This is a genomic window from Oryzihumus sp. (assembly GCF_054325275.1).
On record NZ_JBTCWL010000108.1, the window covers coordinates 1 to 8,407 of the forward strand.

An 8,407-nucleotide genomic window follows, 5' to 3' on the forward strand; every position below is an offset into this window, starting at 1 on the left:
CCGGCCGCGTCGAGCAGAGCACCGTGCTGACGGTGCTCACCCACGACCCCAAGTTCGACGTCCCGCTCCTCGAGGTCGCCCTGCGCAGCCCTGCCGGCTACGTCGGCGCCATGGGCTCCCGGCGCACCCACGCGGCCCGGCAGTCCGAGCTGCGCGAGCGCGGCGTGACCGAGGCCGAGCTGGCCCGGCTCTACGGCCCGATCGGCCTCGACCTGGGGTCGCGCACGCCCGAGGAGACGGCGATCTCGATCGCCGCCGAGGTCATCGCGGCCCGCTGGGGTGGCACCGGCCGCCGGCTCAGCGACCTCGACGGCCGGATCCACCGCGACCCCGCGTCCAAGCCGTCACTGAGCGTGCCGTGAAGGTCGCCGGCGTGGTGCTCGCCGCGGGCGCCGGGGTCCGGCTGGGCCGGCCGAAGGCCCAGGTGGAGCTCGACGGCCGTCGGCTGGTCGACCTCGCGGTGGAGGCCTGTGCCCACGCCGGGCTCGACCCGGTCGTCGTGGTCACCGGCGCGGCACCAGTCGAACCGGAGCCGCTGGCCGGGAGCGACCAGCTGCAGACCCCCGAGGTCGTCGTGGCGGACAACCCCGAGTGGGACAGCGGCCAGGCGTCCTCGCTGCGCGTCGGACTGGCCGAGGTCGGGGAACGCCCGGACATCGACGCCCTCGTGGTGACCCTCGTCGACACCCCCGGCGTGGGGGCAGAGCACCTGCGCCGGGTGGTCGCGGCCCTGGCCGACGGAGCGACCGCCGCCGTCGCGGCATACCGGGGGCAGCAGCGGACCCCGGTGGGGCTTCTGCGCGAGGTGTGGGCGGAGGTGGCCGACGCGGTGCACGGCGACGAGGGCGCGCGGGCCTGGCTGCGTGAGCACCCCGGGCTGGTCACACCGGTGGAGTGCGGTGACCTCGGGCCGTGGCGGGACATCGACGTCCCGGCCGACCTGCCGTCCTGACGCCGCAGCCCCCCGCTTTGCGCACAAAAGTGCTGCTGGACCCGCCGAAACCGGCCGGTCCAGCAGCACCTGGTTGCGCAAAGACGGTCAGACGGTGTCCGGCACCGCCTTGGCCAGCGCGGCCAGTGCGGCGGGGAAGCACTGCTCCGGCGGGGTGACCAGGCCGGCGCCGACCTGCCCGGTGCCGGCGACCGCCCCAGCCATGCCGGTATTGATCTGCGGCAGGATCCCGGTGCGCACGACCTTGGTGACGTCGATGCCGCTCGGGGTGCCGCGGAACTCCAGGATCGGCACCTGGAACGAGGGGTGCTCGTCCAGCGTGATCTCGTACATCGACCGCGTCGCCCGCAGCGCCAGGGGGACGTCGCCGCCGACGAAGCGCACGATCGCCGGGGCCGCCGCCATGGCGAAGCCGCCGATGCCCGCGGTCTCGGTGATCGCCGAGTCGCCGATGTCGGGGTTGGCGTCCTCCGGGCCGTAGGAGCCCAGGAACAAGCCCTCCGGGGTGTTGGCCGGGCCGGTGAACCACTCGTCGCCGGTGCCGGAGACCTGGATGCCGAAGTCGGTGCCGTTGCGCGCCATCGTGACGACCATGGTCGAGCCGGGCACGTCCCGTGCCGCGTCGGTGGCCAGCTTGCAGGCCGGCATGTCGAGGTTGAGGAAGAAGTGGTCGTTGGCGCCCATGAACCGCACCGCCTCGGCGAGGTCGGAGGAGGGGGCGTCGGCGGTGATCAGCGACGGGAGGATGTCGCGCAGGAACATCAACGTCCCGGCCCGGTTGCGGTTGTGGCCCTCGTCGCCCATCTGCAGCATCTGGGCGATGATCGCCTTGATGTCCACCGGACCGTGGGCGCGAACCGCCTTCTGCAGCAACGGTCCCAGCACGTTGGCCATCCACTGCAGCCGCTCGATCACCTCCGGGCCATAGGCGCCGTAGCGCAGCACCTTGCCCAGCCCCTCGTTGAGGGAGCACCAGGCCCGGCCGCCGTGCACCGGGTCGCGCAGCTCGAACATCCACATCGACGGCGAGACCACACCGGCCATCGGGCCGACCGCGTGGTGGTGGTGGCAGGGGTCGAGGGTGACGTCACCGGAGGCCAGGTGCTTCTCGGCCTCCTCGGGGCTGTCGGCCAGGCCCTCGAAGAGCATGCCGCCGATGAGCGCGCCCTTCAGCGGCCCGGATGCGCGGTCCCACGTGATCGGCGGGCCGGCGTGGAAGAAGACGCCCTTCTCCATGCCCAGGGCCTCGCTGGCCGGGCGCACGTCAACCAGTTCGGCGCCGGCGGCCATGAGCCGGGAGACAGCGGTGCGGTTGGCCTCCTCCCGCCGCGGGTCGGCCATGACCCGGGCCAGGTCGGCCTCGGTGCCGTCCATCGGGGGGCGCCAGTCGACCTCGGTGACCTGTGCCGCCTGGGCGCGCAGCGCGTCGGCGAACAGCCCCACGCCGGCGGTGACGACAGAGGGCTCGCCGGACAGCAGGCCGTGCAGGGGCGTGGTGGTGTCGGTCATCGAAACTCCTTCTCAGGCCTGGGCGTCGGCGAGCAGGGACAGGGCGTGGCGCGTGGCCTGGGCGTTGGACAGGAACACCGACGCGCCCGCGGCCTGCAGCGTCTTCGCGCAGGCGCTCAGGCCCTGCGGGTCGGACTCGACACCGGTCAGGGACACCACGACGGGCAGCGTGCGGCCCCCGTCGGCGGCGGCCTTGCGCGCGCCCTCGACGGCCTCGGCGAGCTCCCCGGCCGGGTCGCTGTGCGAGCCGAAGCCCAGGACGAGGTCGAGCAGCAGGACCCCGCAGGTCGGGTCGGCGCCCTCGGCGGCGATCCGCTCCAGCCGCAGCGACGGGTCGATCATCGGGTGGGCCCGGCCCTGGGTCAGGCCGTCGTCGCCGAAGTCGATGACCAGGTGGGAGTCGCTGCGCAGGTCCGGCCCCAGGGCCAGCTCGGGCGACAGCGGGATGTTGGACCGGATCGGGCCGAGCACCTCGGCGGCGACGAGCATCGCCTCGTCGGCCAGGGTGCCGCCGCAGAACAGCCCGCGCAGCGCACCGGGCACCGGCGACTCCTGGGTGGGGGCCGGCCAGCTCGGCCACTGCGGTATGCCGTGCCCCTCGCCCTCCAGCGCGGCCTCCACGGCCGCGGTGAGGTCGGGGCGGCCGGCGCCCAGGGTGGCCCAGTGGACCGGCTTGCCCAGCGACGCGGCATACGCCCGAACGTCCTCGAGCACCTCGGCGGCCGGGGGCTTGGAGACGACGATGACCGACTCGGTGGCCGGGTCGGCGGCCAGGGCGGCGAGGGCCTGCTTGGTGGAGCGTCCCTGCACGGGGGAGGACAGGTCGCGGCCGCCCACGCCGAGGCAGTGGCTCATCCCCACGCCGGCGGCGTCGAGCAGGCACATGACCTGCTGGGCGCCGGTGCCGGAGGCCGCGACGAGGCCGACCGAGCCGGCGCGGGCGGCGTTGGCGAAGCCCAGGGCCACGCCGCCGACGACCGCGGTGCCGCAGTCGGGGCCCATGACCAGCACGTCGGCCTCACGGGCGGCGTCCTTGAGCGCGACCTCCTCCTCGACGCCGACGTTGTCGGAGAAGAGCACGACCGACATCCCGGAGCGGACCGCGTCCATGGCGTCGACGAAGGCGTTGCGGCCCGGGACCGAGATCAGCGCCAGGTTGGCGCCGGTGACCGCGGCGGCCGAGCCGAGGGTGCGCGGCGGCGGGGCGTCGCCGAACCCGCCGGCCTGGGCACCGGCGGCCTTCAGGCCCGCCAGCGCGGCGTCCAGGGCCGAGCGGCCGGCGTCGACGGCAGCCTCGTCCTCGCCCCGGATCGCCACGAGCATGTCGTTGGGGCCCACCGGCTCGCCGAGCGTGAAGCCCATGCCAGCCAGGAGGTCGGTGTTGAGCTCGGTGGCCATGGCCACGAGCGCCGCGCTGACGCCCGGGGCCGCACCGACGGCCCGGGAGACCTGCATCAGGCTCACCGAGTCGTAGTAGGCGCCGCGGCGCACCTCGACAAGATCGGTCACGGGAGGTCCCTTCCGGCGGGTTCGGGTGCGGGTTCGGGTGCCGCGGGTCGCGGCACGGCGTGGGGCAGCAGGGCGAGGACGCGCAGGCAGCCGGCCAGGCCGGCTGCGAGGTCGCGTCCGGAGGAGTGGCCGATGGCCAGCACGTCCTCGAGGGCGGTCGCCGTCGCGGTCTCGTCGCCGCGCAGCGCGTCGGTGACGAGCGCGGCGACCTGCGGCACGGCATACCCTCCGGCGGCCGCGTCGAGCAGCGACGCGGACAGGCTGGTCGTCGCGTGCCGGCGGGCGGCGGTCGCGGCGGACGCGACCCGCAGGCCGGTCAGCGAGCCGACGCCGTGGAGCACGAGCAGGACCGCGCACAGCGCGTCGTCACCGCTCGGGGTCAGGCCACGTCCGGACCCGACCAGGCCGTCGACCAGGGAGGTGGCCGTCGCCGCGTCGCCGCGCAGCGCGGCGCGCAGGGTGAACCCGGCCCGGTCGGCGAGGTCGGCGTCGAGCCCGCGCGGCGCCATCACGGCTGCCGCGGCCAGAAGCAGGTGCCCGGCGACCCGGTGGGTGAGGGGGCGGACCTGCGCCGGGCGCCACTGCCGGACCACCCGGATCCCCCACCCGGGCAGGCGCAGCATCCCCCGGCCCAGGGTGACGGTGTCGCCCGCGGCGAGGCCCCAGACCAGGTCGTCAGCCGGCAGCGGCAGGCGCAGTGCGGTGGGCAGCATCAGCGCGTCGCTCGAGACGACGGGGAGCACCTCGTGGTGGTCCCCGGCACGCAGGTAGACCGCGGTGGGGAAGGCCGCCAGTACCGTGGCCTCCCGCTCCCGGCCGGCGAGCAGGTCCCAGGTGAGGGGTGAGGCGGCGCCGAGCATCGAAGGCGGCGGAGCCTGAGGCGTCACGGGGAGTTCCTGTCCTGTCGGGACCGGCGGGCGTCCGGGCCCCGCGTGCCACCGGTGGGTCGTTGGGTGCCCTTCGGCGACGCTAACGCCGCGGGTACAGTCCCGAGCATGGGCAATGTTGCCAAGGATTCGGCCCTTGTTGACCGGGAGTTGCCAGCGCAGGGTGCCTTCGGGGTGCCCGGTCCCGGGCTGAGCCTGGGCACCGTGCTGGAGCTGGAGTGCCTGAGCGGGGCGCGGGTGCTGGCCGGTCACGCCGGGCTCGACCGGCTGGTCAGCCGCCTCAACGTCATGGAGGTGCCGGACATCCTGCCCTGGGTCAAGCCCCAGGAGCTGCTGCTCACCACCGGGTACCCCCTGCGAGGGGTGCCGCACAGCCTGCCCGTGCTCGTCAGCGAGCTCGCCGCGCGCGGGCTGGCCGGCGTCGCGGTCAAGGTCGGCCGCTACCTGTCCGAGCTGCCCGCGGCGATGCTGGAGGAGGCCGACCGGCTCGGCCTGCCGGTCATCGCCCTGCCCGACGACGTCGGGTTCGACGACATCATCAACCACGTCCTGACCGAGGTGCTCAACCGGCAGGCGGCGATGCTCGCCCGGGCCGAGGACGCCCACCGGGCACTGGTCCAGATCGTCCTCACCGGCGGCGGCCTGGACCGGCTGTGCGAGGAGCTCGCCGGCATCCTCGGCGGCGCAGTGATGGTCACCACCGCGGACGGCCGGGTGCGTGCCAGCGCGGGCGCCACCGACGAGGACCTCGCCGGCGCGCTGGCGCTGGACTGCTTCGACCCGACCGGCCGGTTCCTCGTCGAGGGCGAGCCGGTGGGGGCGCGGGCACCCGGTGGGGACCGGGCCCGGCGGGCGGTGGTGCGCATCGTGGCCGGAGCCCTGGACCACGGCCGGCTCGTGGCGTTCAACGCCACGCACGAGCTGACCGCGGACGACGTGCACACCCTCGAGCGGGCGGCCACCGTCGCGGCGCTGGCCATCACCAAGGCCCAGGCGGTCTCGGCGGTCGAGAGCAAGTACCAGGCCGACTTCCTGCGGGACGCCCTCGCCGGTCGCGCCGGGTCGGCCGAACGGGTCACCGCGCACGCCGACTCCCTCGGCTGGGACATCGGCCGCCGGATGGTGGTCGTCGTCGCCGAGACCGACCCGCACGCCACCCCGCGCGGGCTGAGCCGCGACGAGGTGCGCTCGCTGCAGGACCGGTTCGCCACCGCGTGGCACCAGGTGGTCCGGGTCCGCGACGAGCGGGCCCCGGTGGTCGGCTTCAGCCAGGAGGTCGTCAGTGTGCTCGGCGTCCCCGACGACGCCGACACCGAGTCGATCAGCCGGACGGTGCGCGAGATGGTGCGCGTCGTCAGCGGTGACGGCGGCGGTGGGCGACGGTCCTTCTCCACCGGGATCTCCCGGCCGATCGACTCCGCCGACCAGCTGCCCCAGGCCTACGAGCAGGCGTGCAAGGCGGTCAGCGTCGGCCGGCAGATGCACGGCCCCTCGGCACTGACGCACTTCGACGGCCTCGGCATCTTCCGCCTGCTGTCCCTGGTGCCCGACACCGCCGAGCTGCGCAGCTTCGTGGCCGAGGCGCTCGGGGAGCTGGTCACCAACGACACCCCGGAGAACGCCGACCTGCGCACCACCCTCTCGGTGCTGCTGGACACCAACCTCAACGTGGCCGAGACGGCGCGGATCCTGCACTTCCACTACAACACGCTGCGCTACCGCATCGTGAAGCTGGAGCGGATGCTCGGCCCGTTCACCAGCGACCCCAACCTGCGCCTGACCCTCTCGCTGGCACTGCAGGTCGTCCAGATGCGTGGGATCTGAGCCGATTCGTCCCCCGGCGCCACAACTGTGACCAACCGACACGCCGTGTGACTGTCAACAAATCACCAAGCGGCGCCCCCACGCTGGGCCTAGCGTTCACGCATTGCGCCGCCCGGCGTGATCCGTGCCACGCCCTGTGGCGCATACAAGGAGGACCTGATGGCGTTGGGTTGGAAACTGCACGGTGACGGTCGGATCATGGGTCCGACCGACGTCGTGGCGCCCGATGAGCGGCTCTCGTGGGGGAAGACCGTAGGGCTCGGAGCTCAGCACGTGGTCGCGATGTTCGGCGCCACGTTCGTCTTCCCGCTGATCATGGGGCTGAACCCCCAGCTCGCGATCATGATGAGCGGCATCGCGACGATCTGCTTCCTGCTGATCGTCAACGGCAAGGTGCCCAGCTACCTCGGCACCAGCGCCTCCTTCGTCGGCGGCGTCGTGGCCATCGGACTGCAGATCAAGGCCAGCAACCCCAAGGCCAACGCCGCGGTCATCGCGCCGAGCGTCACCGGGGCCATCCTCGTCGCCGGCGTGGTGCTGGCTCTCGTCGGCGTCGCCGTGCACTACGTGGGCTCCGCGGTCGTGCACAAGGTGCTGCCCCCGGTCGTCACCGGCGCCGTGGTCATGCTGATCGGGTTCAACCTGGCCCCGGTCGTCGCCACCATCTACTGGCCGCAGGACCAGTGGATCGCCTTGATCGTCATGGTGGCCGTGATCGCCATGAGCGTGGGCCTGCGCGGGTTCATCGGCCGTATCGCCATCTTCCTGGGCCTGATCCTCGGCTACGTCCTGTCGTGGCTCTTCGACCGGGGCTTCGGCCAGATCACGTCCTACAACGCCGCGGCCGGCAAGGTCGACACGCACTGGCGGGTCGACTGGACCAAGGTCACATGCACCCCGGGCACCAAGCTCGCCGACGGCTCCGCCTGTCCTTCGTGGCTGGGCTTCCCGCCGCACACCGACGCGGCCACAGGCGTCGTCGGCTGGCACCTGCCGAGCTTCAACATCACCTTCATCCTCTTGGTGCTCCCTGCCGTGATCGCCCTGATCGCCGAGAACACCGGCCACGTCAAGGCCGTCGCTGAGATGACCGGGGCCGACCTCGACCCGATGATGGGCCGCGCGATCGCCGCGGACGGCGTCGGCACGGTCATCGCGACCTCCATCGGTGGCTCCCCGACCACGACGTACGCCGAGAACATCGGCGTCATGGCGGCCACCCGCGTCTACTCCACAGCGGCATATTTCGTCGCCGCGGGCGTCGCGATCCTGTTCGGCTTCTCGCCCAAGTTCGGCGCACTCGTCTCGGCCACCCCCGGTGGCGTGCTCGGCGGCATCACCGTCGTGCTCTACGGCATGATCGGCCTGCTCGGCGCGAAGATCTGGAAGGAGAACAACGTCGACTTCGGGAACCCGCTCAACCTGGTTCCCGTCGCCGCGGGCATCATCATCGCGATCGGCAACACGAGCCTGGTCTTCACCAAGGACTTCACGCTCTCGGGCATCGCGCTCGGCACGATCGTCACCATCGGCGCCTACCACCTGGCCCGGGCCCTGGCCACCCCCGACCTGCGCGCCCGCGCGGACGGTGCGGTCATCGCCGTCGGCAACGTCGCCGTGGAGAACACCCCCGGTGGGGAGGAGTCCGCGCCGCTCTACCGCGACGAGGACATCCCGGCGGAGCACCACCTCAAGCCCTGACCCAGCACCACCCCACGTGGGGGGC

The 8,407-nt window shown here is 73.3% G+C and carries 7 protein-coding genes; 4 read left to right on the forward strand and 3 right to left on the reverse strand.

The annotated features are described in order from the left end of the window. On the forward strand, nt 1-362 hold a 362-nt coding region (locus tag ACXVGS_RS18230; protein WP_458537306.1), incomplete at its 5' end, for an XdhC family protein. Nucleotides 363-373: 11 nt separating this feature from the next. Beyond that, nucleotides 374-952, forward strand: a complete 579-nt coding sequence (locus ACXVGS_RS18235; RefSeq protein WP_458531790.1) for a nucleotidyltransferase family protein — start codon at nt 374-376, stop codon at nt 950-952. An 87-nt stretch (nt 953-1,039) separates the two neighbouring features. Here ACXVGS_RS18235 and ACXVGS_RS18240 read toward each other — a convergent pair whose 3' ends face one another. Genes ACXVGS_RS18240 through ACXVGS_RS18250 form a run of 3 tightly spaced genes read right to left on the reverse strand, consistent with a single transcriptional unit; the run spans nt 1,040 to nt 4,857 of the window. After that, nucleotides 1,040-2,461 carry a DUF1116 domain-containing protein gene (locus ACXVGS_RS18240; RefSeq protein ID WP_458537307.1) on the reverse strand — a complete coding sequence of 474 codons (1,422 nt, stop codon included), beginning with the start codon at nt 2,459-2,461 and terminating at the stop codon, nt 1,040-1,042. 12 nt (nt 2,462-2,473) lie between these two features. Continuing rightward, on the reverse strand, nt 2,474-3,970 hold the full coding sequence (locus ACXVGS_RS18245) for an FdrA family protein (protein ID WP_458534007.1): 1,497 nt from the start codon (nt 3,968-3,970) through the stop codon (nt 2,474-2,476). Next, nucleotides 3,967-4,857, reverse strand: coding sequence for an oxamate carbamoyltransferase subunit AllH family protein (locus tag ACXVGS_RS18250; protein WP_458528628.1), 891 nt, complete (start codon nt 4,855-4,857; stop codon nt 3,967-3,969). Before ACXVGS_RS18250 ends, ACXVGS_RS18245 begins: the two co-directional genes overlap by 4 nt. A gap of 108 nt (nt 4,858-4,965) precedes the next feature. Between ACXVGS_RS18250 and ACXVGS_RS18255 the strand changes: the two genes are divergently transcribed. Together ACXVGS_RS18255 and ACXVGS_RS18260 are read left to right on the forward strand one after the other, a co-directional pair. After that, a complete protein-coding gene (locus tag ACXVGS_RS18255) occupies nt 4,966-6,681 on the forward strand; it encodes a PucR family transcriptional regulator (RefSeq protein WP_458528629.1) in 1,716 nt (571 codons plus the stop codon). A gap of 198 nt (nt 6,682-6,879) precedes the next feature. Beyond that, nucleotides 6,880-8,382: a uracil-xanthine permease family protein gene (locus ACXVGS_RS18260; protein WP_458528631.1), complete on the forward strand. Its 1,503-nt coding sequence runs from the start codon at nt 6,880-6,882 to the stop codon at nt 8,380-8,382. Nucleotides 8,383-8,407: the final 25 nt, after the last annotated feature.